This window comes from Pseudomonas sp. (assembly GCF_051660785.1).
Classification (GTDB): domain Bacteria; phylum Pseudomonadota; class Gammaproteobacteria; order Pseudomonadales; family Pseudomonadaceae; genus Aquipseudomonas.
Map to the genome: position 1 here is coordinate 38,069 of NZ_JBOFQE010000001.1, position 25,538 is coordinate 63,606.

The window sequence follows — 25,538 nt, forward strand, 5'->3', positions numbered from 1 at the left end:
ACCTATATCTACCTGTCAGATCTGACAGTAGCTAAACCATCCGCATCAGCCTTTAAATCACTCCACCCCTTTCACCCGGCCGGAGTGCCCCCTATGCTCATTCAACCCCTGAAAGCCATCAGCTCTCTGGCTGGCCTGCTTCCACTAGAAATCCCCGGCGCCATCGAACCCAAACCACCGGCAGAGAAGTGGGGGATCAACCTGGCGGCGGCTGTCAGTAACTTTCCTGACAAAGGTATGAAAGTCCAGATTGACGTCTGGTCCAACAAAAACCTGGGTGACAAGGTCGAGTTGCTGCTCAACAACAACGTGGTCGCTCATCAGACCGTCACCTACCCGTTCGAATTGACCGAGCGCACGACTCTGTTTGTCCCGGTGGGGCGCTTTCAGACCGGTGAATGGTTACTGACCTACCGCGTGGCGCGGTTACATCAGCAGCCCGAACTGTTCACCCCGTCGTTCAAGCTTGACGTCAAACTCGAGATTCCCGGCGGCCAGGACACGGACCCGGGCTACGGGCACTCCCATCTTTACATGGCGTTCGAGCCGGCGGAGATTGTTCAGGATGGAGTAGACAAGGACAGCGCCAAAAACGGCGTCGACATCCTTATCCAGGCCAGACCCGGCAGTGGCAGCAATCAGCCCTACCCGAACATCGACATAGGCGATGTGATCACCGTGAGCTGGGGCGGCCAGCTGGTACTCTCTGCGCCGGTCACCCAGGCGCAGATCGATGATCCGCAGGGCAACCCGATCAAGGTCCACATCAATGAAGCCACCCTCCTCGCGGCCGGCGATTCGGACCCCAAAGGTCTGGCCGTCACCTTCATGGTCCGCGACCGCGTGAACAATCAGTCCGAAGACTGGTGCAAGGAAACGCGCATCGTCGTCGACACCGGCAACTCGCGGCTGGATGCACCGATCCTCAAACAAGCCCTTGGCAACCAGCTCAACCTTGACACGCTGGGCAGTGATGAAAAGCTGATTCTGCAGGTTTGGGCAGCGTCGGCCGAGTTCACAGTGGGCGATTTCATCATCATGAACCTCACGGGCACCACACTCGACGGGGACACCATCGACATCAAGGTTCGCGAAGAGATCAAGAACGTCCCCTCGGTGGTCGAAGTGCTCCTGTCCAACGCCGGCGCCCGCGCGCTGGCGAAAACCCAAGTAAGGTTTGCCTACGACCTGGAGCGCGCCGGCACCATTGTTCAGCGCTCCAAAGGTCGCTTCATCAACATCATCGGCGAGCCCAAACGGCTGGCGGCGCCGATTGCCGTGAACGAAAATGGCGGAGCCTTCGATCCTGACCTGCCAAGCGTGAGCATTCGCATTCCGTTTGATCCGCTCATCCAGGCCGGTATGGCGATCGAGCTTAAATGGTTCGGCAAACGGCCGGATGGCACCACCTACGACCCGCTGCTCGACTGGTTCTTCCCCAGTGAAGAGGAAGCCGCGAACCCCGATGGCTTTCTCATCACGGTCGACGGCAAACACCTCAAGCCCCTCGAAGGCGGCACGCTGGAGCTGTGGTACATCCTGCTCAGCGAAGAAGACGGGCTGATCGTCAGGCGCGAATCCTTGCATGCCGCGCAGCTGAATGTCGGCGATCCACGCTTCGAACTGGTTGAACCCGTGGTCCAAGGCGAGAAGGACGGCGCGCTGGAACCCAAGGACCTGCCCGGCGGCGTCAGCAAAGTCACCTGCCCCAACCCGATCGCCAACCCGACCAAGAACAAGGATAAGGTTACCTGGCAGTTGCGCGATGCCGACGGCAAATTGATCTTCGAGGACTTCAAGACGCTCAATTCGCTGAGCGCTGGCAAGGCGGTGGACTTTCCCCTGAACGCCGCATTTGTGCAGCAACATTTCGAAGCGCGTCGCGGGGAAACACTGCGTGTGAGTTATCAGATCTTGCGCGCCGAGTCCAATACCACCAGTTACTCGAATCCTTTGGTGTTTGTGATCGGGGAACCGGTGAGCCTGGAGCCGCCGACGATCGAGTCGGTGAAGGGTTCGCCTAGCGAAGCCGAAATTCCCGAGGGCGGCAGCACCGTCGAAACCGCGGTGACGTTGTCGGGTACAGCCAGTAAAGGCAAGAAGGTCGAGGTACGGGATGGGGCAGAGGCCAAAGGTCAGCCTATCGCCGATGCGAAAACAGGCACCTGGTCTCTGTTGGTGTCCGATTTGATAGTTGCTACGCACCGCTTTACCGCGGTGGCGCTATACGGTTCGGGGGCGACGTCCGAGCCACCGCGAACCTTGACCGTGAGGGCGAATGTCGCCCCGACCATTGACTCGGTGAAGGGCTCACCCAGTAGCGCCGAAATTCCCGAGGGCGGCAGCACCGTCGAAACCGCGGTGACGTTGTCGGGTACGGCCAGTAAAGGCGAGAAAGTCGAGGTACGGGATGGCACGGAAGTCAAAGGTCAGGCTACCGTTAACGCGACAACAGGCAACTGGTCTCTGCTGGTGTCCGGTTTGACCGTCGCGACGCATCGCTTCACCGCGGTGGCGCTATACGGTTCGGGTGAGACGTCTGGGCCACCGCGGACTTTGACCGTGAGGGCGGATGTCGCCCCCACCATTGACTCGGTGAAGGGCTCGCCCAGTGGCGCCGAGATTCCCAAGGGGGGCAGAACTTTCGAAACCGCGGTGACGTTGTCGGGTACGGCCAGTAAAGGCGAGAAAGTCGATGTGCGCGATGGCACTGAATCCAAAGGCCAGCCTACGGCTGCCCCCTTAACGGGGATCTGGACCCTATTGGTGACGGGACTAAGCGTGACGCTCCATAGCTTTACCGCGAAAGCGCTATATGGCGGAGGGGCGGAATCCAACCCACCGTGGACGTTTACCGTGAGAGGTTCTGTTTCAACAGGCTCTGAAAACTTCGAAACTGAACCTTCGCGCACGCTCACGACAAATTCACCAATAAGACTCAAAAGTGGATTAACTCTAAATGCGCTAGAAATAAGCTCACAATACGACTCCCCACGTATCACCGATCAATTTGGACAAGCTCCTGGGTTTGGAACGAACACATTTTTTATGCACTTCTTAAGCAAGGTTAAGTTTAGCCTTGACGCTCCTGTCAAGATCTTCACCTTGGCAGTCAAGAGCTATATGAACGTTGGATCAACGGTAGTGTTTTACGACACCAGCGACAGACCAATTAAAACCGTAGATATTTCGACAGAGGAAGGTTTGCAAACAACTATCACATGCAATACTGGACAACAAATTGATTACTTTGAAGTCAAGATGGGCCAAATGATCAACAACTATCAAGGATGGATATTTGTTGACAACATAACTTGGCAACCTTGATTTATCTAACAATACCAGGAAAGGGGATGGGTAAAAGGGGCTTATTTTTGGTTCTTCACGGAATCCCTGGAAACACAGAAGAACGCCGATTTGATTGATGATGTTCGTGCGAGCAAACACATCTAAGAAACCGGCGTTCTTATGCGCGATATTAATACTTCCCTTCCTTTTTTGGGAGGGAGGAAAGGGGGACGTATTTATTTTGCATGGCCGAAGATTGCGACTTTGGGGTCTTAAACAACGATGTTCAACAAAACATCTCCAGACACTGACTCAGGCTACACATCCTTGCGCCGTTGCCTACGACTGCGCCAGAATCCGCCGGCTTGTGTGCCTTGCGGTCGAGCTCTATTGTTTCCCGGTCGCTGACAAATCAGCGATCGGGTTTAGCAGCTCGGTGAATATCAAGGCACGCCGGTGCCGCCTCTGATCTGTCGACAGTGTTTTGTCAGCTGATCTGCATTATGGCGGCTATGCGTGGGGCACTTCGGTGCGCCGGGTTCCTTGATGCCTGGTCTGCTAACCCGCGCACAGCCGCCACCCTCTTCGTTTAGCAGCGACGGATGACGGCTCTATTCATCAAGGAGTTTCACCATGTTCAAGATCACACCCAACCCACCCGAATCTGACGACGTTTCCCCCTACGAAACCACCGATTCCAGAAAACTCAACGAAGCCGCCGACCGCGCCCTCGATTACTACCTCAAACCGGTCATCCCCACAGACACCCCGCGTAAACCGAGCACGATTTATTCCATCGCTCCCGACACCAATGACGAAACCCTGCTGGTCAACGCCTGTGAAAACCTGGCGTCAGCGAGTGTGATGCTGAGTAATTTCGCGGGATTGATGGAGGGGTCGCATCGCAATACGGTGCTGGGGATTCAGCAGGTGGTGATGCTGGGGGAGTTGGCGGTGAATCGGATGCTGGATAATTTCGTTCCGCAGGGCTAGCGAAGAAGCTGCGGCGAACGCTTTCCTGTGGCGAGGGGATTTAGCGAAACGTCGCACCGCCCCGTTGGGCTGCGAAGCAGTCGTAGACCCAGTACACACAGTCTGCTTAATTTTGCGATGGCTGATTTTTTAGGGCCGCTTCGCTGCCCAACGGGGCGGTGCGACGTTTCGCTAAATCCCCTCGCCACAGTGGTGTTTCAGGCTGCGAGTTTTGCGGTGGTTTTTTGGGCCTCATCGCGAGCAGGCTCGCTCCCACAGGGGGACTGCTGTGTATCCGGTTTTTGTGAACGCCACAAATTAAATGTGGGAGCGAGCCTGCTCGCGATGGCGATCTCACAGACAACAAAAAACCCGCCATTCCTTTATCGGGAATGGCGGGTTTTGTCGTTTCAGATGTCAGCCTTCAGGTCACACGGTATCCACCTTCAACGAATGGTCATTCAGCATGCCATTGATGATCGTCGCCGTGTCGTGCCCGCCCGCGACCACCCCGCCCGCTCCCGGCGTGACGCCGTAGTGGCTGGCCAGGTTGACGCCGGCCAGGTCGATGGTCTGATTCGGTGCCGCGCCGGCCATGGCGCTGACGTCGATGCTGGTCAGGACCGACGCACCACTGCCGATGACTTTGAAGTGCAGATAGTCATCCAGTGAGGCCGCCGTGCCGTTTTCGCCTTGCAGCAGTTGCGACAGGTCCAGCTTGTCGGTGCCAGGGGTGAAGTCGGTGACCAGGTCATGGCCGCTGTTGCCTTTGAGCCACTGGAAGGTGTCGGCCCCTGCCCCGCCGGTAAGGGTGTTGTTGCCCAGGCCGCCGATCAGGAAGTCGTCACCGCCGCCACCCTTGAGGATGTCGTCGCCCAACCCGCCGGTGATGACGTTGCTCAGGTTGTCGCCCGTCAGCGAGTCGTTGAAGTTGGAGCCGGTGAGGTTTTCGATGGCGGTCAGCGTGTCGGTGCCGGCACCGCCAGTGTTTTGCGCGGTGGCCACACTCAGGTCGACCGTGACCCCGGCGGTGGCGTGGGCGTAACTCACGGTGTCGGTGCCGGTGCCGCCGTCGAGCAGGTCGTTGCCGGTGCCGCTGAACAGCAAGTCATTGCCGGCGCCGCCGTGCAGTTCGTTGTTCCCGTTACCAGCGGTGAGCACGTCGTTGCCGTCGCCGGCGTTGATAACGTTGTTGCCGGTGCCGGCCACCAACACATCGTCGCCTGCCGTGCCGGTGAGGGTGTGACCATCCTGATAGCTGATGGTCACGGCCGCGCCGTCGCTGCCGCCATGGCTGTCATTGGCGGTGTAGGTGCCGTGGGCGTCCGGGGCGATGTCGTGGCCCCCGGAGTAATTGAGGGTCATGGTCAGCTGGTAGTACTCGGAGTTGTTCACGCCGCTGCCGCTGGTATTGGTGATGTTGGTGACGTGGATCTGGTAGGTCCCGTCCGCCGCCGCGGTGAGGGTTTGCCCGTCCGCGAGAGCGATCCACGCGCCGCCGTTGAGCGAATACTCCATGGCGATGTGACCGCCCGCCAGGTTGTGGTCCAGGTTCAGGGTTTCGCCCTGTTTGAGGTTGACGGTAATCCGGTCCTCATCGTTGGCGTTGCCGGTGGTTACCCCGCCCAGATAACCACTGACCACCAGCACTGCCGTCATGGTTGCCGCGTTCGCCGTAAAGGCGCTGCGCACGTTCGCCAAGACTTGGTTGGAGGCGTTGTTGCCGGTCGAGGAAAAGCTGATCGCCCCGGTGCCGGTGAAATCGGCGCCTTTTGAAATCCAGCCGGTGTTGAAGGTGGTGGGTGACGCCGTCAGCGGATCGCCATTGGCATCGGTGTCGTTGGCCAGCAGCAACTCGCCCGGCACCACGACGCTGCCGGAAAGCACGTTGGTGATGACGTGATCATCGACCGCCACCGGCGCCGCGTTCGGAATGACTTTGACCGTCAGCGTGGAGCTGGCCAGGTCGCCGTCGTTGTCGCTGGCGGTGAAACCGATGTTTTCGGTGATCACCACCGACGTGGTTTTTTGCGAAGTGTAGGTGTACTCGCCGGTGTCGAGGTTCACCACCAAAGTGCCGCCATTGTTGGTGGCGATGCTGATGGAGTTGTTCACCGTGTTGAACGTGCCGTGGTTGGCGCCGCCGCTGAAGTTCAGCGCGCCCTGATTGCTGTTGCCTTTCGGATCGTAGGTGTACGTGGTGCCGTCGACCACGAGGGTTTTGATGAAGCCGCCATCGGCGCCGAACGTACCGCCTTCCAGCAAGGTGCCCGTGACCGGCGCGCCAACCACCGTGCCCGAGAGCACCGAGTTGAGTTGGTTGAGATCGGTCACCACCACCGCGTTGGTATTGGTGTGCGTGCTGCCGTCATAGGCCAGCGGATCGAGGTTGGCGTTGCTCACGCCGTTGCCCAGGCCGATCGCGTAGTTCTTGATGCTGTTGGCGTCGAGGAAGGCTTTGAGCGCGGTTTCGTCTGCGCTGCCAATGTCGCCTTCGTTGGGTTTGCCGTCGGAGAAGAAGTAGCCGACGTTCTGCGCCCCGGTCAGTTTGCCCGAGGTGTTGAACGCCGTTTGCATCGTCGCGACAGCGGCGTCGTAGTTGGTGCCACCGCCGGCAGTCAGGCCGGAGATGATCGACTTGGCGGTCGCTACATCAACCCAGATCGATGTCTTGTCGGTGGCGTTGCTGCTGAAGGTGACGATCTGCACTTTCACGTCGCCCAGGTCGTCGTATTTGTCGAGCAAGGCACTGATCGCCTGCTTGGCCAGCGCCAACCGCGACAGCCCGGGTACGCCGGACGCGTCGGCCATACTGCCGGAGACGTCGATCACCAGCAGCAGGTTGGAATCGATCTCGACAGCAGCGACCGAACGATCCGACGCGACCGCCTTGGGCACGTCATCGACGATGTTCACCACGATGGTGCTGGTGGTGCTGTTACCCAAGGCGTCGGTGGCTTTGTAGGTGAAGCTTTCGCTCAGGGTGTTCGAACCGTCGTTGGCGTTCGGCGAAGTCTTCGGCGCCGAGGTCAGGGTGTAGGTGTAGGTGCCGTTGGGGTTGAGGAGGATCTGCCCGTACGTCCCGGTAGCGTTGCCGACCAGGGTGTACGTGACCGCGCCACTCGCACCGCTGACGGAACCGACCAGGGTGCCAGTCGCCGTTTCGCCGGTGTGGCCCGGGTCGCTGCCGGTGACGGTGCCGGCCGCCAGGTCCTGCCCATTTTTGCTCAGGTCCAGGGCTTTTTCGTAGACGGTCACGTCGGTATCGGTGACCGCTTTGATGCAGCTGTTCGACACGTCGATGGTGATGGTGGTGGTGCTTTCATCGCCATCGGCATCGCGCACGGTGTAGGTGAAGGTGTCCGTGGCGCCCGCGCCGCTCACGGCGTTGGGATTGCTGTGATAGGTCGCGTTGCCGTTGGCATCCAGCGTCAGGTAACCGTAGGTGCCGTTGATGTTGGAGCCCAGGCCGCCAATGGCCGAGGACGAAGTGTCCGACCCTGCGCGCACCCCGACCACCGCACCACCGACTGCCGGGCCGTCGGCGCCGCCGATGTCGTTATCCAGCACGTTGCCGCTGACGGTGCCGCCTTCGGCCACGCTCGCCGTGTCAGCCTTGGCGGTCGGCAAATCATCGACGATGTTGACGTTGATCTGACCCGTCGCGGTGCTGCCGTCGGTGTCCGTCGCCACCACGGTGAAGTTCTCGGTGATGCTGTTGGCGCCGTTGGCGTTCGGATGGGTTTCGTTGTCCGCCAGGGTATAGCTGTAGCTGACCACGCCGGTCGCCGGGTTGTAACCGGTGATGGTCAGCGTGCTGCCGAGCGGAGTGACGACCGATTGCGGGAACCCTGCGGCCACGCCACCGGTGACCAGCGCAATGCCGCCCACTGTCAGGGTTTGCAGACCATCCAGCGCGGTCACGGTGAAGGTGCCGCCCTGGGTCAGGGCCGGTGTGTTGGGGCTGGTGCCGTCGCTGAGGTTTTTCTCGGAGACGGTCAGCTCGCCGCCGTAGACGTTGAGACCGTTGAGGGTGACCGGATCGTCGTTGTTATGGACATTCAGCACCAGGTTGGCGGTGCTGGTATCGCCGTCGGCATCGGTGACGGTGTAGGCGAAAGTTTCCGTGCCGTTGCCGCCGCCATGCAGATTTTTGAAGTCGGCATCGTTGGTGTTCAGCGTGTAGGTGTACGTGCCGTTGGCATTGAGCACCAGGGTGCCGTAGGTGCCGGTGAAGGTGCCTGGGGTGACCGGACCGGCGTTTGGTCCGGTGGCGACGTGGTCTGCACCTTGGACATCGTTAGTCAGCACGTTGCCGTTGAGGGTCAGAACGGTTTCCGCTGCGGTGCCGGAATTGCTGTCGTTGAAGGCTTTTGGCACGTCATCGACGATCTTCACCACGATGGTGCTGGTGGTGCTGTTGCCCAGCGAATCGGTGGCCTTGTAGGTGAAGCTTTCAGTCAGGGTATTCGCGCCATCGTTGACGTGCGGTGTGGTGGTCGCCGGCGATGTCAGGGTGTAGGTGTACGTGCCGTTGGGGTTGAGCTGAAGCTGGCCATAGTTGCCAGTAGCGCTGCCGACCAGCGTGTAGGTGATCGCGCCGGTCGCACCGGTGACCGAGCCGACCAGCGTGCCTTTGGCGGTTTCGCCAGTGCTGGTGGGGTCGCTGCCGATCACCGAGCCGGCCGCCAGGTCTTGCCCGTCCTTGGCCAGGTCGAGGGCTTTTTCGTAGACGGTCACGTCGGCATCGGTGGCAGCGACGATGCAGCTGTTGGACACGTCGATGGTGATGGTGGTGGTGCTTTCGTCACCATCGGCATCGCGCACGGTGTAGGTGAACACGTCGATCGCGCCCGGGCCGTTCACCGCATTCGGATTGCTGTGGTAGGTCGCGTTGCCGTTGGCGTCCAGCGTCAGGTAACCGTAGGTGCCGTTGATGTTGGTGCCCAAGCCACCAATGGCCGAGGTCGAAGTGTCCGAGCCTGCGCGCACGCCAACCACAGCGCCGCTGAGCGCCGGGCCGTCGGCACCACCGATGTCGTTATCCAGCACGTTGCCCGAGATGGTCGCGCCCTCGTCCACCGAGGCGAAATCAGGGTGTGCAGTGGGCAGGTCGTCGACGATGTTGACGTTGATCTGGCCCGACGCGGTGCTGCCGTCGGTGTCCGTCGCCACCACGTTGAAGTTCTCGGTGATGCTGTTGGCGCCGTTGGCGGTTGGATGGGTTTCGTTGTCTGCCAGGGTGTAGGTGTAGCTGATCACGCCGGTGGCCGGGTTGTAGCCGGTGATGGTCAACGTGCTGCCGAGCGGTGTGACGATCGATTGCGGGAAGCCTGCGGCCACGCCACCGCTGACCACGGAGATGCCACCCACGGTCAGGGTTTGCAGGCCATCGAGTGCGGACACGGTGAAGGTGCCGCTCTGAGTCAGGGCGGGCGTGTTCGGGTTGGTGCCGTCGCCGAGGTTTTTCTCGTAGACGGTCAGTTCACCTCCGGCGACGTCGAGACCGTTGAGGGTCACCGGGTCGTCGTTGTTGTGGATGTTCAGCACCAGGTTGGCGGTGCTGGTATCGCCATCGGCATCGGTCAGGGTGTAGGTGAAGGTTTCGGTGCCGCTGCCATTGCCGTGCAAGGCTTTGAAGTCGGCGTCACTGGTGTTCAGGGTGTAGGTGTACGTGCCGTTGGCGTTGAGCACCAACGTGCCGTAAGTCCCGACGAACGTGCCGGGGGTGATCGGGCCGGCGTTTTCGCCGATGGCCACGCGGTCGGCGCCTTGCACATCATTGGTCAGCACGTTGCCGTTGAGGGTCAGCAAAGTTTCCGAGGCGGTGCCGGCGTTGCTGTCATTCACGGCTTGGGGCAGGTCGTCGACGATGTTGACGTCGAGATTGCCGTTGGCAGTGGTGCCGTTGTCATCCACCACGGTCACGGCGAATTGCTCGGAGATGCCGTTGGCGCCGTTGGCGGTCGGATGCGCTTCGTTATCGGCCAGGGTGTAGCTGTAACTGACCACGCCGGTAGCGCTGTTGAACCCGGTGATGGTCAGCGTGCTGCCGAGTGGCGTGACGATGGATTGCGGGAAGCCTGCGGACACGCCGCCGACCACCACGTTGATGCCACCGATGGTGAGGGTTTGCACACCGTCGAGGGCGGTGATGGTGAAGGTGCCGCTCTGGGTCAGCGCTGGTGCATCGGGGCTAGTGCCGTCGCTGAGGTTTTTCTCGTAGACAACGAGTTCGCCGCCCTCGACGTTGAGGCCGCCGATCGTGACCGGGTCATCGTTGTTGTGGATCTCCAGCACCAGGTTGGCGGTGCTGGTGTCACCGTCGGCATCCGTAAGGGTGTAGGTGAAGGTTTCGGTGCCGCTGCCGCCACCGTGCAGGGCTTTGAAATCGGCGTCGCTGGTGTTCAGCGTGTAGGTGTAAGTGCCGTTGGGATTGAGCACCAGCGTGCCGTATGTCCCAGTGAAGGTGCCGCCAATGATCGGCCCGCTGTTGGGACCAACGGAAATGCGGTCAGCGCCCTGCGAGTCGTTGGGCAGCACGCTGCCGGTCAGGGTCAGCAGCGTTTCCGATGCGGTGCTTGCATTGGTGTCATCGACCGCTTTGGGCACGTCGTCGGTGATGTTGACGTCCAGCGTGCCGGTGGCGGTGTCGCCATTGGAATCGCCGGCGACCACGGTGAACTGTTCGCTCAGATTGTTGGCACCGTCCCCGGCCGAATGGGTGTCATTGCCGACCAGGGTGTAGCTGTAACTCACCACGCCAGTGGCCGGGTTGTAACCGGTAATCGTCAGGGTATTGCCCAGTTGCGTGGTGATCGACTGCGGGAAGCCGACAGCTACCCCGCCGGTGATCACATTGATTCCGCCGATGCTCAGGCTGGTCAGCCCGTCGGGCGCCGACACGGTGAACGTGCCGTTCTGAATCAACGCGCCCGGATTGCTGGCAGAACCGTCGGCGAGGTTGGCTTCGTTGAGGGTCAGTTCGCCCCCCGCCACCGACAACCCCGTGAGAGTGACCGGGTTGTTCGGCAGGGCGCCTGTCCCCCCGGCACCGGCACCGTCATCGCCGTTATCCGGGTCACCGGCCAGACGTTCCAGCGGAAATTCGGGAATGCCGTTGAAGCCTGCGGTGGGGAAGCCAATGGTGGGATCGACCCGCCCGCCCACTTCTTCGAGCATGACGAAACTGTGGCCACCGCCCGCTGCACCACCCGGTGCACCGGTTGAAGTTGGACCGGCGGCCGTTGCTTCAGCTGTTTGAGTCGGGTCATCGCCGGCAGCGATGGCTTTTTGCAGTTGCTCGACGTCAGTCAGTTGCGCCTGCGTCGGCGTCACCGCTTCAGCGGTATCCACATGAGGCGCCTGATGCGCCAGCAACTGGGAGGTCATTTGCAGGCTGCTGCCGCGCCCGAGGGTCAGTTCCTGGCCATTTTGCAAATGCACAGCCACCGCGCCTTCGGCGCCGGTGATCAATTGGTCGCCGGCGAACAATCGATCGCCCTCGACCAGCGCACGTCGGGTGCCACCGCTCGTTTCCGCGAACACCTGACCAATGACTTTACTGACGATACCGATGAGCGTTGCCATGTGCATTTCCTCCGCTGCCAACCGCTGTCGGCATCCTGTTTGTGCGAAGAACGTGCTCATGGTTGAAGCAGGTTGCCTGGCGGATCGTCTGCGGATTGCGTTTACCTGAGTAAGCCGCTGCCCCGGCGATCGTCTCACCAAGCGTGCCGCTCGCGGTCAATATGTGCGTTTTTGGCAAAACCCCAATGCAATCAACAACCTTGGGGTTCCAATCGCCGACACATTGCCCTTCGAGCGATGCGTAACGATTCTGAACCTGTAGAGTGACAAAAATCTGTCGCCTCAAAACCGTTTCGCTTCCCTCCCCTCCAGCACTTCTCCGCCCTATGTCGATAAGTGGATGGAACTTTCCTCAAACCCTCGAATGCTCCCTAGAGCTCCTGAATCAAGGGCTTTCAGAGTGAACAATGTGCTGGATTTTGCAGAGCGCATAAGTTTTTTTTGGAATAACCGTTATGAAAAAAATTTCTTAGCTACGCTCTAGAATGTTCTTAGCTACGTTGTTACAAGCATGAAACGGTTTTACCTATAAATGCCGTCAAATAATTGGCGACTGATAAAGTACCATCAGGACTTCAGGGAGATGTACCCATGCGCGTTTTAACCCCCCTATGCAGCGCAATTCTGCTGGCCATGGCCTGCACATCCCAGGCTCAAGCCATGTCGTTGACCGAGGCGATCCAGAGCACCATTGCAACCCACCCGGAACTGGCGTCGCGGGTGGACAGCCGTCTCTCGGCAGACGAGCAAGTGAAAGTTGCCAAGGGGGGCTTTTATCCATCGGTGGACCTGAACGCCGCCTACGGGCGCGGGTACAGCGATAACACCAACACCCGGGCGTTCGGCAATCACCACACCGAAATCCTCACCTACACCCAATCGGAGCTGCGTCTGCGGCAGATGCTGTTCGACGGTTTCAACACCGCGAACGAAGTCGAACGCACCAAAGGGGTGGTCAACTCCCGGGCTTATTACGCGCAAGGTACCGCCCAGGATCTGGCATTGCGCACCATCGAGGTCTACCTCGAAGTGCTCAAGCGCCGCGAACTGGTGACCCTGGCCACCAACAACCTGCAGGCTCACCTGCGGGTCAACGACCAGATTGGCTTGCGTACCCAGCGTGGCGTCGGCAGTAACGCCGACTCCGACCAGTCCACTGCTCGCCGGGCACTGGCTCAGAACAACCTCGACACCGCTGAAGTCGATCTGGCGGATGCCGAGTCGAATTTCGCCGCCGTTGTGGGGCGTCTGCCCGATGAACTCGAAACGCTGCCATCAATCCGTGGCGAACTGCCTGCCAGCCTGCCGGAAGCCCAGCAGAGCATGGTGGAAAACAACCCGTACCTGAAATCCGCCCAGGCTGACGTGCAATCGGCCGAGAGCCAGTACGAAGTCTCCAAGTCGCCGTTCTACCCACGTTTCGATGCCGAAGCGGCGGTAGGCGCAAACAATAACGTGCAAGGCGATGAAGGCCACGACAACGAATGGCGCGTGGGTGTGGTGATGAACTACAACCTGTTCCGCGGTGGCAGCGACAAGGCGCGCCTGCAGTCCAATGCGCATCAGATCAACCAGGCGATGGACATCCGCAACAACGCGCTGCGCCAACTCAACGAGAACATCCACTTGGCCTGGAACGCCATGGTCAACGCCAAGAAGCAAACCCCGACAGCGCGCGAATACGCGGATACCAGCCGGCGTGTGCGCGTGGCCTATCAGGATCAGTTCGGCCTCGGCCAACGCACTCTGCTCGACTTGCTCGACAGTGAAAACGAGCTCTACAACGCCAATCGCCGCTACACCGAAGTGCGCTACACCGAGGAGTATTCGATGTACCGCGTGCTGGCGAACATGGGCCAGTTGCTGAGCAAACAACGGGTGGTACTGCCCGCCGATGCGATCGCCTCCACCGAAGTGAAAAACGAAGCCCGTTTGCCTGAACTGAAGTAGGCCTGTGGAGAGATCAAATTGACCAGCATGGAACCCGGCAACATCGGTGTCGATCCGCGCCTGAGCTTCGATGACCCGCTTCTGGACGGTCTGTTGATCCTCTGCAAACTCCACGGCGCGACGGTCAGTCGCGCCAGCCTGAGTGCCGGGCTGCCGCTGAACAAGCAGCGCTTGAGCCTGGATCTGCTGCCCCGCGCCGCCGCCCGGGCCAGTTTGCAGGCGCGCGTATTACGCCGCGAACTGGCGGACATTTCGGCGCTCAACCTGCCCGTGATGCTGATCCTTAACAATGGCCGCACCGCCATCCTGCGACGCTTCGGCGATGACGGCCGGTTGCTGATTCTGCCCAGCGAAGCGGACGGTGGTGAACAATGGGTCAGCCGGGAAGAGCTGGCCGAAAATTACAGTGGCCAGGCGTTGTTCGCCCGGCCACGTCATGAACTGGAAGACTTGCGCTCGCCGCTGGTGCCCCGCGTCGAGGCGTGGTTTCGCGACACCTTGAAGCTGTCGAAATGGCTGTACAGCGATGCGATTCTGGCGAGTTTCCTGATCAACCTTTTGGGGTTGATGGTGCCGCTGTTCGTGATGCAAACCTACGATCGCGTGGTGCCGAACCAGGCCACCTCGACCTTGTGGGTGCTGTCGATCGGCTTGCTGATCGGCACCGGTTTCGAACTGGTGTTGCGGGTGGTCCGCGCGCATTTGCTGGACACCGCCGGCAAGAAAACCGATGTCATTCTTTCCGCGACTTTGTTCGAACGCATCACCGGCATGGCGATGAAGGCACGGCCAGCGACCATCGGCGGATTCGCCCAGAGCATCCATGACTTCCAGGGCCTGCGCGAATTCCTCACCGCCGTCACCCTGACCAGCCTGATCGACCTGCCCTTTGCCGTGCTGATGCTGGTGGTGATCGGCCTGCTCGGCGGCTGGCTGGTGGTGATCCCGCTGCTCGCCTTTCCGATCACGATCATCTTCGCGATGGTGATCCAGGTGCGCCTGCGCGACACCGTGCAGAAAAGTCTGAGCCTCGGTGCCGAACGCCAGGCCCTGCTGATCGAAACCCTCGGCGGCCTGGAAACCCTGAAAGCGTGCAGCGCCGAAAGTGAACGCCAGCACAAATGGGAAAGCACTCACGGCGCCCTCACCCGCCTCGACAGCCATGCGCGCAATCTTTCGGCGCTGGCCACCAACGGCACGCTGTTCATCCAGCAATTCTCCGGTATGGCGACCATCGTCGCCGGGGTCTACAGCATCATCGCCGGCAACCTCAGCGTCGGTGCGCTCGTGGCGACCTACATGCTCGGCAGCCGCGTACTCGCCCCTTTGGGGCAGATCGCTGGTTTGATCACCCGCTACCAGCAAGCGCAACTAACCATGAAAAGCACTGATGCGCTGATGTCCTTGCCGCAAGAGCGCGACGCCAAACAGCGGCCGCTGGAGCGCACGCAACTGCAAGGTGCATTGGACGTCAGCGGCGTGACCTTCCACTACAACGGCCAGAATGCCCCGGCCCTGGCCAACGTCAGCTTCAGCATCAAACCCGGCGAGCGGATCGGCATCATCGGGCGCAGCGGCTCGGGCAAAAGCACCCTGGCGCGCCTGGTAATGGGGTTCTATGCGCCGGAAGAAGGTCAGTTGTTGCTCGATGGATTGGACCTGCGGCAACTCGATGTCGCCGACCTGCGCCAGCAAATCGGTTACGTCGCCCATGACCTGCCGCTGCTGGCGGGCAGCCTGCGCGACAACCTGACCCTTGGCGCCCGCTACATCAGCGATTCAAGGATGCTCGAAGTTGCCGAACTGACCGGCGTCACCGAGCTGGCACGTCAGCATCCGCAAGGTTTTGACCGGCCCGTCGGTGAACGCGGGCAGTTGCTGTCCGGCGGTCAACGTCAGGCCGTGCTGCTGGCCCGGGCCTTGTTGCTGGATCCGCCGATCATGCTGCTCGACGAACCCACCAGCGCCATGGACAACAGCAGCGAAGACGTTTTGCGGCAAAAACTCCACGGCTGGGTGCAGGGCAAAACCTTGTTGCTGGTGACTCACCGCACCTCAATGCTCAGCCTGGTGGATCGGTTGCTGGTGCTGGACAACGGGAGGATCGTTGCCGACGGTCCGAAAGAAGCGGTCATCGATGCACTGCGCAAGGGCCGTGTCGGCTCTGCGGCTGTCTAGGAGCTACCCATGGCCCGTTCATCATCGGACAAGTCGCTAGACCGGGGCTACTTCGGCAGCTTCGGCAAAACCGCCGAAAGCGAATTCATGCCGGAAACGGCAGGCGCCTCGCTGCAGGATTCGCCGCGCTGGTCGCGGATCACCGTTTGGCTGGCCGCCGGGTTGATTGTCACCGCAGTGGTCTGGGCAAAGTTTGCGGTACTGCAAGAAGTCACCATGGGCGAAGGCAAGGCGATCCCGTCGAGCAAGGTCCAGGTGATCCAGAACCTGGAGGGCGGCATCGTCACCGAGATCTTCGTGCGCGAAGGGCAAATGGTGAACAAGGGCGACACCTTGCTGCGCCTGGATGACACGCGGTTTCTGTCGAACAAGGGCGAGAGCGAGGCGGATCGTTATGCGTTGACCGCGCAGGTGGAACGTCTGTCCGCCGAAGCGGAAGGCCGGCCGTTCAAGCTGTCGCCTGAAGTGATCGCCAAGGCCCCGCAAGTGGCCGAGGACGAGCGATCGCTGTACGAACAACGCCAGCGCCGACTGGCCAGTGAGCAACGGACGCTGACCGAACAACTGCGGCAAAAGACTCAGGAACTGGCGGAATTCCGCTCCAAGCAGGGGCAGTTCAGTTCGAGCCTGGCGCTGCTGCAACAAGAGATGAACATGTCTGCGCCGCTGGTGGGCACCGGGGCGGTTTCGCCGGTGGAAATCCTGCGACTCAAACGCAGCGCGGTGGAGATTCGCGGCTCGCTGAACGCGACAACGCTGGCGATTCCCCGGGCGGAATCGGCGATCAACGAGATCAAAAGCAAGATTGATGAATCGGAGCAATCCTTCCGCTCGGACGCAGCGAAAGAGCTGAATGAAAAACGTACCGACCTGTCAAAAATCACAGCGTCGAGTATCGCCATCGATGACCGCGTGACCCGCACCACTGTGGTGTCGCCGGTACACGGGATTATCAAGGTGCTGAAGGTCAATACCATCGGCGGCGTGGTTCAACCGGGCAGCGACATGGTGGAAATCGTACCCATTGAAGACAACTTGCTGATCGAAGCCAAGGTGCGGCCGCAGGACGTGGCGTTTCTGCATCCGGGGCAGAAGGCGATGGTGAAATTCAGCGCGTACGACTACACGATTTATGGCGGGTTGACTGCCAAGCTGGAGTTGATTGGTGCGGACACGATCACTGATGACAAGGGCAACAGCTTTTATTTGATCCAAGTGAGGACCGACAAGAATCATTTGGGTGGGGATGTGAAACCATTGCTGATTATTCCGGGGATGGTGGCGACGGTGGACATCATCACGGGGGAGAAAAGTGTGCTGGATTACTTGCTGAAACCGGTGTTGAAAGCACGGACAGAGGCGATGCGGGAGCGATAGATTCGGCCGGAATCTTCATTGACGGTGCAATGGCTATCGCTAGCAGGCTAGCTCCCACAGGGAACCTGGAGTGAATACATGTTTGTATTCACAACTGATCAAATGTGGGAGCTAGCCTGCTAGCGATGGGGCCGGTACAGACAATACTTATCTGTCGCCATGATTGCGCTGGTAGGTCTCCTCCCCCATCGCCGCAATCTGCCCCTCGATCAACGCCTCGAACGGTTTCAACAGCGGCTCGAACGTCGTCGGCGCTTCCAGCGTCTGCAACGCCTGTACAATCGCCTCCACCGTCGACAACGCCCCCGGCGCCGGGGCTTTGCGCAGGCGATATCTTGAAACCCCGCCGTCCGCCAACGTCACCCTCGGCAGCGCCGCCAGCAACGGATTGAGGTGCAACATCTTGCGCGCTTTGCGCCAGGTGCCGTCCGGGACGACCAGCAATAGCGGTTGGTCATTTGCGGTGTAAGCCTGCAACGACTGCGCATCGTCGGCAGGAAACAACAATCGCGCCTGATACCCCGGTGGGTTCAACAACGTCGGCAAGTCCTCGAACACCTCTCCCACAATCAATTCGGCATTCTTCAAGCCCAACGCGGCCAGTCGCGCCGTGTTCAGCGCATGGTTCACTTCGCTCGGATGCTGCAACAGCAGCACCCGCGTGCGGCTGTCGAGGCTCGGGATCAACGGGCACAGGCAATGGGTTTGTGGGCGCAGGCAGCGCGGGCACTGGATTCTGGACATGTTCTCAAGCCTGGTTCAGTTGTGCTTTAAGCAGATCGCGGAAGGTCTGGATCAGCGGCTCGCGACTGCGGCCACGGCGCACGATCATCGAGAACGGCGCCTGATAACCAAAAGTCGCGGGCAGCAACACGCGCAAATCGCCCTTGTCCGCCCATGCCTGGGCGTAGTGTTCCGGCAGGTAACCGATATAGGCGCCGGAGAGCACCAGAATCAGCTGCGCCTCCATACTTTCCACGGTGGCGGCGCTGTGCTTGAAACCGTGACGGGCCAGTTCGGCCTGGCTCCAGTACCCACGGCCCACCATGCGCTGCTGGGTGATGACTTGCTCGGGGATGCGCCGCTCGGTGAACAGCGGATGACGACTGCTGCAATAAAGCCAGTGTTGTTCGCGATAAAGCGGCATGTAAACCAGGCCGCTCATGCGCGTGGAAAACGCACCGATGGCCAGGTCGAGACGGTTGTCCTGCACGCCGAGCTGCAATTCGTAGGGGCTCATGACCGACAGGTGCAAATGCACGGCCGGGTGTTCCTGGCTGTAGGCACCGATGGCTTCGGCGAAGGGCAAGGCCTTGTCGCTGACGGTCGAGTCGATCACGCCCAGGTTCAGCGTGCCGCGCAGTTCGCCCTTCAACGCCGCCGCGTATTGTTCGAAGCCTTCAAGCTCGCCGAGCAGGCGCAGCGTTTCCTGATGGAACAGTTCGCCCTTGCTGGTCAGGCTGAAACCACCGCGACCGCGATGGCAGAGCACCAGGCCAAGGGCGGCTTCGAGCTGGCTCATGTAGGTGCTGATCGCCGAGGTCGAGAGGTTGAGCTCTTGCTGGGCGTTGGCGAAACCCTGATGACGGACCACGCTGACGAAGATGCGCAGGAGTTTCAGGTCAGGTAAAGCGTTGGCCATGGGGGCTCCGGGCTCGAATCATGTGTGGTCTGTTAAATCCACCCCTCACCCCAACCCTCTCCCCAGAGGGGCGAGGGGGCTGATCGAGGTGTTCTGCGGGATCCAGCGACCTGAATTATCGAGCCGAACTCAAATTTTGAAGAGCATGGAGATCGGCTCCCTTTCCCCCTCTCCCCCTTGGGGAGAGGGTTGGGGTGAGGGGTCGATCTTGATCCCACCACAAATCTCGCTGTCGCGAAGTCTAATCCCACTCTACCCATTAGTTTAGAAAAATCTGAACTAAGTATTTGCCCGTAGCGATTCTTCCCGGCCACTACATTTCGCAGAATCGGCCCCCTACGGTGCCCGAACCTCCCCGGAGCGGCGCAACCGACATAAATAAAACAACGACGATGAGGCCTTACCCGTGGACAAGATTCTTCACCAACCACTGGGCGGCAATGAAATGCCGCGCTTCGGCGGCATCGCCACCATGATGCGACTCCCCCACGTGCCTACCGCTGCCGGTCTGGATGCTGCCTTCGTTGGCGTCCCACTGGACATCGGCACCTCGCTGCGCCCCGGCACCCGTTTCGGACCTCGCGAAATCCGCGCTGAATCGGTGATGATCCGTCCATACAACATGGCCACCGGCGCTGCACCGTTCGACTCGCTGTCGGTTGCCGACATCGGCGACGTGGCGATCAACACGTTCAACCTGCTGGATGCCGTGCGGATCATCGAAGAATCCTACGACGCCATCCTCGAACACAACGTGATCCCGCTGACCCTGGGCGGCGACCACACCATCACCCTGCCGATCCTGCGTGCGATTCATAAGAAGCACGGCAAGGTCGGCCTGGTGCACATCGACGCTCACGCCGATGTGAACGATCACATGTTTGGCGAGAAAGTCGCCCACGGCACCACCTTCCGTCGCGCCGCCGAAGAAGGGTTGATCGACTGTGACCGCGTGGTGCAAATCGGTCTGCGCGCTCAGGGTTACACCTCCGAAGACTTTAACTGGAGCCGTAAACAGGGCTTCCGTGTGGTTCAGGCTGAAGAGTGCTGGCACAAATCCCTGGCCCCGCTGATGGCTGAAGTTCGCGAGAAAGTCGGCGGCGGTCCGGTGTACCTGACGTTTGACATCGACGGCATCGACCCGGCCTGGGCCCCAGGCACCGGCACCCCGGAAATCGGTGGTCTGACGACCATTCAGGCGATTGAGATCGTTCGCGGCTGCCAAGGCCTCGACCTGATCGGCTGCGATCTGGTAGAAGTCTCGCCCGCTTACGACACCACCGGCAACACCTCGCTGCTGGCCGCCAACTTGCTGTACGAAATGCTCTGCGTACTGCCTGGCGTGGCTCACCGCTGAGGATCGGTCATGAACGAACGCGATCAGGTTCTGAAGGCCGCCGCCGATCTGGTGTCAGCCTTCGCCCGTAACGATCGCGAAGCCTACTTCGGCGCGTTCAGCGCCGATGCCAGCTTCGTGTTCTACACCCTCGAGCAGCCCCTGCTGTCGCGCGATGCCTATCAGGCGTTGTGGGACACCTGGCGCGCCGAGGACGGCTTCGAGGTGCTTGCGTGCACCTCAAGCAACGCTTTCGTCAGCCTGCAGGGTGACGTGGCGATTTTCATCCATGACGTGGCCACCGAGCTGCGCATGCAAGGGGAGCAACACTTCAGCCAGGAGCGCGAGACGATTGTGTTTCGCCGACAACAACAAGGCCTATGGCTGGCCTGCCATGAACATTTGTCCGCGATGCCGGAAGGGCTGCCAACCCCTTAGCCAAACAGGTGACGCTCACACACGATGAGCGCGCCTTTATGATCGGAGCTGATCATGAATAACAACAACAAAGACCAAAGCCTTACGCAAATAGAAACCCACGGGGTCGAACAGATCCCGGACAACGAACGCACCGCAGGCCCGACGGACTTGTTCCGGATGATCTTCGGCGGTTCCAACACTTTTGCCACCGCCGTGCTCGGCAGTTTCCCGGTGCTGTTCGGCCTGTCTTTTCAGGCGGGCGTCTGGGCGATTGTGCTGGGCGTACTGCTGGGCTCGCTGATCCTCGCGCCAATGGGCCTGTTCGGGCCTCTCAATGGCACCAACAACGCCGTGTCTTCCGGTGCGCACTTCGGCGTGCACGGGCGGATCGTCGGTTCGTTCCTGTCGCTGCTGACCGCCATCGCCTTCTTCTCGCTCTCGGTGTGGAGTTCGGGTGATGCGCTGATCGGTGGCGCCAAACGCCTGATCGGTTTGCCTGAAACCGACCTGACCCTGGGCTTGGCCTACGGCCTGTTTGCGATTTTGGTGCTGACGGTGTGCATCTATGGCTTCCGCTTCCTGCTGTGGGTCAACAAGATCGCCGTGTGGAGCGCCAGCCTGCTGTTCCTGCTGGGCATCTTCGCCTTCGTCGGTCCGTTTGATGTGAACTACGCCGGCACCGTGAGCATGGGGCAACCGGGTTTCTGGGCAGCCTTCATCGGCGCTGCACTGGTCGCCATGAGCAACCCGATTTCCTTCGGCGCGTTCCTTGGTGACTGGTCGCGCTACATCCCGCGTGCCACTTCCAAGCGTCGGATCATGGCCGCCGTGGTGATCTCGCAGATCGCAACGTTCATCCCGTTTCTGTTCGGCCTCGCCACCGCGACCATCGTCGCGATCAAGGCTCCGGACTACATTGCGGCCAACAACTACGTCGGCGGCCTGCTCGCGGTTTCGCCGAGCTGGTTCTTCCTGCCGGTGTGCCTGATTGCAGTGATCGGCGGCATGTCCACTGGCACCACTTCGCTGTATGGCACAGGACTGGACATGTCCAGCGTGTTCCCACGGGTGCTGTCGCGGGTCAAGGCGACGTTGCTGATCGGCGTGATGTCGATTGCCTTCATCTTCATCGGGCGCTTTGCGGCGAACCTGGTGCAGAGCGTGTCGACCTTCGCCGTGCTGATCATCACCTGCACCACCCCGTGGATGGTGATCATGATCATCGGTCTGCTGGTGCGCCGCGGCTTCTATTGCCCGGATGACCTGCAAGTGTTCACCCGCGGTGAGAAAGGCGGTCGCTACTGGTTCACGCATGGCTGGAACTGGCGTGGGCTGGGTGCCTGGATCCCGAGTGCACTGGTCGGTTTGTGCTTTGTGAACCTGCCGGGGCAATTCGTTGGCCCGCTGGGTGAACTGGCGGGCGGCATCGACATCAGCCTGCCGGTGACCCTCGGCCTCGCGTCGCTGGTGTACCTGACGCTGCTGAGCCTGTTCCCGGAACCGGCTGCGGTGTTCGGGCCGAATGATGCACGCAGCAAGGGCACGGATTCGCTCGGTAAACCGGCGATGCGACAAGCCGCCTGATTAAAAACACACGGTGGTCAACGGAACCTCTGTGGCGAGGGAGCTTGCTCCCGCTCGACTGCGCAGCAGTCGCAAGACAGGCTAATGGCGTTTCTCCTGAAGAAACGCGGTTGCAGGATCTGGGGCTGCTTCGCAGCCCAGCGGGAGCAAGCTCCCTCGCCACAAAAAGCGGCCTGATTGCCACATTGATTTCAGCCTCACCATAAAAAAGACAATCGGAGACACGCCATCATGGCTTTGGATTTATTCGTCGTACTCATCTACGCCGCCGCGATGCTGATACTCGGCTACTACGGCATGCGCAAGGCCAAGACCAACGAAGACTTTTTGGTCGCCGGTCGTAACCTCGGCCCGAGCCTGTACATGGGCACCATGGCCGCTACCGTTCTGGGCGGCGCCTCTACCGTCGGCACCGTGCGCCTGGGCTACGTCCATGGCATCTCCGGCTTCTGGCTCTGCGCGGCTCTCGGTTGCGGGATCGTCGCGCTGAACCTGTTCCTCGCCAAACCGCTGCTCAAACTGAAGATCTACACCGTTACCCAGGTGTTGGAGAAGCGCTATAACCCGATGGCCCGCACCGCGAGCGCGGTGATCATGCTGGCGTACGCGCTGATGATCGGCGTGGTTTCGATCCTGGCCATTGGCACCGTGCTGCAAGTGCTGTTCGACCTGCCGTTCTGGCTGTCGGTACTGGTCGGCGGTGGCGTGGTGGTGATCTATTCGGCGATCGGCGGCATGTGGTCCCTGACCCTGACCGACATCGTCCAGTTCGTCATCAAGACCGTGGGCCTGATGTTCATCCTCTTGCCGATCTGCCTGTACCGCGTCGGTGGTTGGGATGAGTTGGTGTTGAAACTGCCGGCCACCGCCTTCAGCTTCACCACGATTGGCTGGGACACCATCATCACCTACTTCATGATCTACTTCTTCGGGATCCTGATCGGCCAGGACATCTGGCAGCGTGTGTTCACCGTCAAGAGCGCCAAGGTTGCTCAAGTCGCCGGTACGTTCGCAGGCTTCTACTGCATCCTTTACGGACTGGCCTGCGCCCTGATCGGCATGGCCGCTCATGTGCTGATCCCGGACCTGGACAACGTCAACAACGCCTTCGCCGCCATCGTCAAACTGTCCCTGCCGGACGGTATCCGTGGCCTGGTGATCGCCGCTGCACTGGCCGCCATGATGTCCACCGCCAGCGCCGGCCTGCTTGCCGCCGCTACTACCCTGACCGAAGACCTGCTGCCGAAACTGCGCGGCGGCAAACAGTCGAGCCTGGGCATCAACCGCCTGTTCACCCTGCTGACCGGCATCGCCGTGCTGGGTATCGCGCTGGTGGTGAACGACGTGATCAGCGCCCTGACGCTTGCTTACAACCTGCTGGTGGGCGGCATGCTGATCCCGCTGATCGGTGCAATCTTCTGGAAGCGCGCAACCACCGCCGGCGCCATCGCCAGCATGGGCATGGGCTTTGCCACTGCGCTGCTGTTCATGTTCAAGGACGGAATGGACGCCAACACCCCGATCTACTACAGCCTCGCCGTAGGTCTGGTGAGTTTCGTGGTGGTCAGTTTGCTGTCCCCTCGTCCGGCAACCGTGGCCAGCGCCGCCTAAGCTGAACATAACGACTTGATGCTTTCTTCGACGGGTGTGGCGTCGGTTGCCACACCCGTTTTTTTTCGCCTGGAGAAAACTGCTTATGAAGATCGTCAGCCGCGATCAGTGGTTCGAGGTCAAACAGCTCAGTGACGGCATTCGGCTGATTCACGAGCCTTACATCCGGCCCTTCTATCGCTGCAACCTCTGGCACATTCAGGGGCGCGACAAGGACTTGTTGCTAGACAGCGGTTCCGGGCTGGTGAGCCTGCGCGAACAACTGCCATGGATCACCGAGCGGCCATTGGTGGCGGTGGCCAGTCATTGCCATTTCGACCACATCGCCGGTCACCACGAATTTCCGGAGCGGCTGGTGCATCCGGCCGAGGCCGACATCCTCGCGGCACCTGACGGCGAAAACGATTTGAGCCGGGCGTTCGTCGGTGACGAGATGTTCGAGGCGCATCCGGACTGCCCGCTGTGCTACGCCGAATACCGGGTCAAAGCCGCGCCGGCCACGGGGATGATTGAAGAAGGCGACGTCCTGGATCTAGGCAATCGCGTGCTGCACGTGCTGCACACGCCGGGGCATTCACCAGGTGGCATCAGCCTGTACGAAGCGGCGACCGAGACCCTGTTCAGCGGCGACATCATTTACGACGGGCCGCTGATCGAAGACGCCTATCACTCTAATCTCGACGACTACGCCCGCAGCCTGCAACGCTTGCGCGCGCTGCCGATCCGCACGGTGCATGGCGGACATTTCGGGAGTTTTTCCGGGGAGCATTTGCGCACGATCATTGACGAGTGGCAGCGCTCACACGCCTGAAGCCTGCTGTACTCAAGCGCAAGGACAACAACAATAACGCCCTCGAAGAACGACCATGAAAAGAGCTGCCGTTCGTGCCGCCGTGCATCGTTTCATCAGCCGCCTGCTGGAGGGTCGGGATGACTTCGACGACAACGCCAGCCTGGCGCAGTTGGGATTGGATAAACAGGATATCGAAGAGCTGATCTTCCATCTTGAGGATGAGCTGGGGTTGACGGCGTTTACAGCGGAAGAAGACCGGATGCTCAAGGATGCGAGGACGGCGAATGATTTGAGTCGATTTTTGATAGAGATTGGGCGGGATTGATACGGACTGCCAACCACGGACTGTTTGGCACCCGCCGACCTGTGGTGAGGGGATTTATCCCCGTTGGGCTGCGGAGCAGCCCCAAGACCATTCAACCGGGTTATATCTGATTGACCGCGTCAAGCTATTTACGACTGCTTCGCAGCCGAACGGGGATAAATCCCCTCGCCACAACAAGCTCCCTCGCCACAGAGGATTGTCCAGGTTTTAGCCAGTGCGGGTCAGACTTAACGGCGGCGCGGCTGGCGTCGACGCTGTTCGTCGTCAGTGCGAATAGGCACAGGTTGCAGAGGCGGTTCAATCAAACCGAGTGCAACACCCAGATCGTGCAGCCAGTTTTGGATTTTATCTTTCATGGTGCCCCCTCCAGGGTAGTGCCGAGCGACCGGAATTCTGAGGCCGCTTCGCACTGATAATAGTCCGAAGTCCTACGTATTGCTCGCCCAAATCCGCAATGATCTGTTACTGAATT

Annotated in this window: 15 protein-coding genes; 11 read left to right on the forward strand and 4 right to left on the reverse strand. The window is 60.3% G+C overall.

Going from position 1 to position 25,538, the window contains the following annotated elements:
• The first annotated feature begins 93 nt into the window (after nt 1-93).
• Both ACRC4F_RS00195 and ACRC4F_RS00200 read left to right on the forward strand, forming a co-directional pair.
• Complete coding sequence (locus ACRC4F_RS00195; RefSeq protein WP_438657570.1) at nt 94-3,327, forward strand: hypothetical protein; 3,234 nt, start codon at nt 94-96, stop codon at nt 3,325-3,327.
• A gap of 594 nt (nt 3,328-3,921) precedes the next feature.
• A complete protein-coding gene (locus ACRC4F_RS00200; RefSeq protein ID WP_438657571.1) occupies nt 3,922-4,281 on the forward strand; it encodes a DUF6124 family protein in 360 nt (119 codons plus the stop codon).
• Nucleotides 4,282-4,689: 408 nt separating this feature from the next.
• Here ACRC4F_RS00200 and ACRC4F_RS00205 read toward each other — a convergent pair whose 3' ends face one another.
• Complete coding sequence (locus tag ACRC4F_RS00205) at nt 4,690-11,850, reverse strand: retention module-containing protein (RefSeq protein WP_438657572.1); 7,161 nt, start codon at nt 11,848-11,850, stop codon at nt 4,690-4,692.
• A gap of 591 nt (nt 11,851-12,441) precedes the next feature.
• Here ACRC4F_RS00205 and ACRC4F_RS00210 point away from each other — a divergent pair.
• From ACRC4F_RS00210 to ACRC4F_RS00220, 3 genes are read left to right on the forward strand one after another with little or no spacing between them, the layout of a single operon-like run.
• On the forward strand, nt 12,442-13,800 hold the full coding sequence (locus ACRC4F_RS00210) for a TolC family outer membrane protein (protein WP_438657573.1): 1,359 nt from the start codon (nt 12,442-12,444) through the stop codon (nt 13,798-13,800).
• Nucleotides 13,801-13,818: 18 nt separating this feature from the next.
• Nucleotides 13,819-15,978, forward strand: coding sequence for a type I secretion system permease/ATPase (locus tag ACRC4F_RS00215; protein WP_438657574.1), 2,160 nt, complete (start codon nt 13,819-13,821; stop codon nt 15,976-15,978).
• 9 nt (nt 15,979-15,987) lie between these two features.
• Nucleotides 15,988-17,355: an HlyD family type I secretion periplasmic adaptor subunit gene (locus tag ACRC4F_RS00220; protein WP_438657575.1), complete on the forward strand. Its 1,368-nt coding sequence runs from the start codon at nt 15,988-15,990 to the stop codon at nt 17,353-17,355.
• 147 nt (nt 17,356-17,502) lie between these two features.
• Here ACRC4F_RS00220 and ACRC4F_RS00225 read toward each other — a convergent pair whose 3' ends face one another.
• Nucleotides 17,503-18,099, reverse strand: coding sequence for a tRNA-uridine aminocarboxypropyltransferase (locus ACRC4F_RS00225; RefSeq protein ID WP_438657576.1), 597 nt, complete (start codon nt 18,097-18,099; stop codon nt 17,503-17,505).
• Nucleotides 18,100-18,103: 4 nt separating this feature from the next.
• The gene (locus ACRC4F_RS00230) at nt 18,104-18,997 is read right to left on the reverse strand and encodes a LysR family transcriptional regulator (RefSeq protein ID WP_007945995.1); all 894 of its coding nucleotides are present in this window, start codon (nt 18,995-18,997) and stop codon (nt 18,104-18,106) included.
• Between the two features lie 406 nt (nt 18,998-19,403).
• Here ACRC4F_RS00230 and speB point away from each other — a divergent pair, with 406 nt between their 5' ends.
• The 6 genes from speB to ACRC4F_RS00260 all read left to right on the forward strand — a co-directional run bounded on the left by speB (nt 19,404) and on the right by ACRC4F_RS00260 (nt 25,066).
• A complete protein-coding gene (gene speB, locus ACRC4F_RS00235; RefSeq protein WP_438657577.1) occupies nt 19,404-20,354 on the forward strand; it encodes an agmatinase in 951 nt (316 codons plus the stop codon).
• Nucleotides 20,355-20,363: 9 nt separating this feature from the next.
• On the forward strand, nt 20,364-20,771 hold the full coding sequence (locus ACRC4F_RS00240; protein ID WP_438657578.1) for a YybH family protein: 408 nt from the start codon (nt 20,364-20,366) through the stop codon (nt 20,769-20,771).
• Nucleotides 20,772-20,825: 54 nt separating this feature from the next.
• Entirely contained in the window at nt 20,826-22,337 is a 1,512-nt protein-coding gene (locus ACRC4F_RS00245) for a purine-cytosine permease family protein (protein WP_438657579.1), read from the forward strand.
• Nucleotides 22,338-22,568: 231 nt separating this feature from the next.
• Nucleotides 22,569-23,948, forward strand: a complete 1,380-nt coding sequence (locus ACRC4F_RS00250) for a sodium:solute symporter (protein WP_438657580.1) — start codon at nt 22,569-22,571, stop codon at nt 23,946-23,948.
• Nucleotides 23,949-24,033: 85 nt separating this feature from the next.
• Nucleotides 24,034-24,759 carry an MBL fold metallo-hydrolase gene (locus tag ACRC4F_RS00255; protein ID WP_438657581.1) on the forward strand — a complete coding sequence of 242 codons (726 nt, stop codon included), beginning with the start codon at nt 24,034-24,036 and terminating at the stop codon, nt 24,757-24,759.
• A 55-nt stretch (nt 24,760-24,814) separates the two neighbouring features.
• Nucleotides 24,815-25,066 (forward strand): acyl carrier protein, encoded by a 252-nt coding sequence (locus ACRC4F_RS00260; protein WP_438657582.1) that lies wholly within the window; start codon nt 24,815-24,817, stop codon nt 25,064-25,066.
• A 227-nt stretch (nt 25,067-25,293) separates the two neighbouring features.
• Here the strand turns inward: ACRC4F_RS00260 and ACRC4F_RS00265 are convergent, their stop codons facing one another.
• Nucleotides 25,294-25,422 carry a PA1414 family protein gene (locus ACRC4F_RS00265; RefSeq protein WP_367083735.1) on the reverse strand — a complete coding sequence of 43 codons (129 nt, stop codon included), beginning with the start codon at nt 25,420-25,422 and terminating at the stop codon, nt 25,294-25,296.
• Between the last annotated feature and the right edge of the window lie 116 nt (nt 25,423-25,538).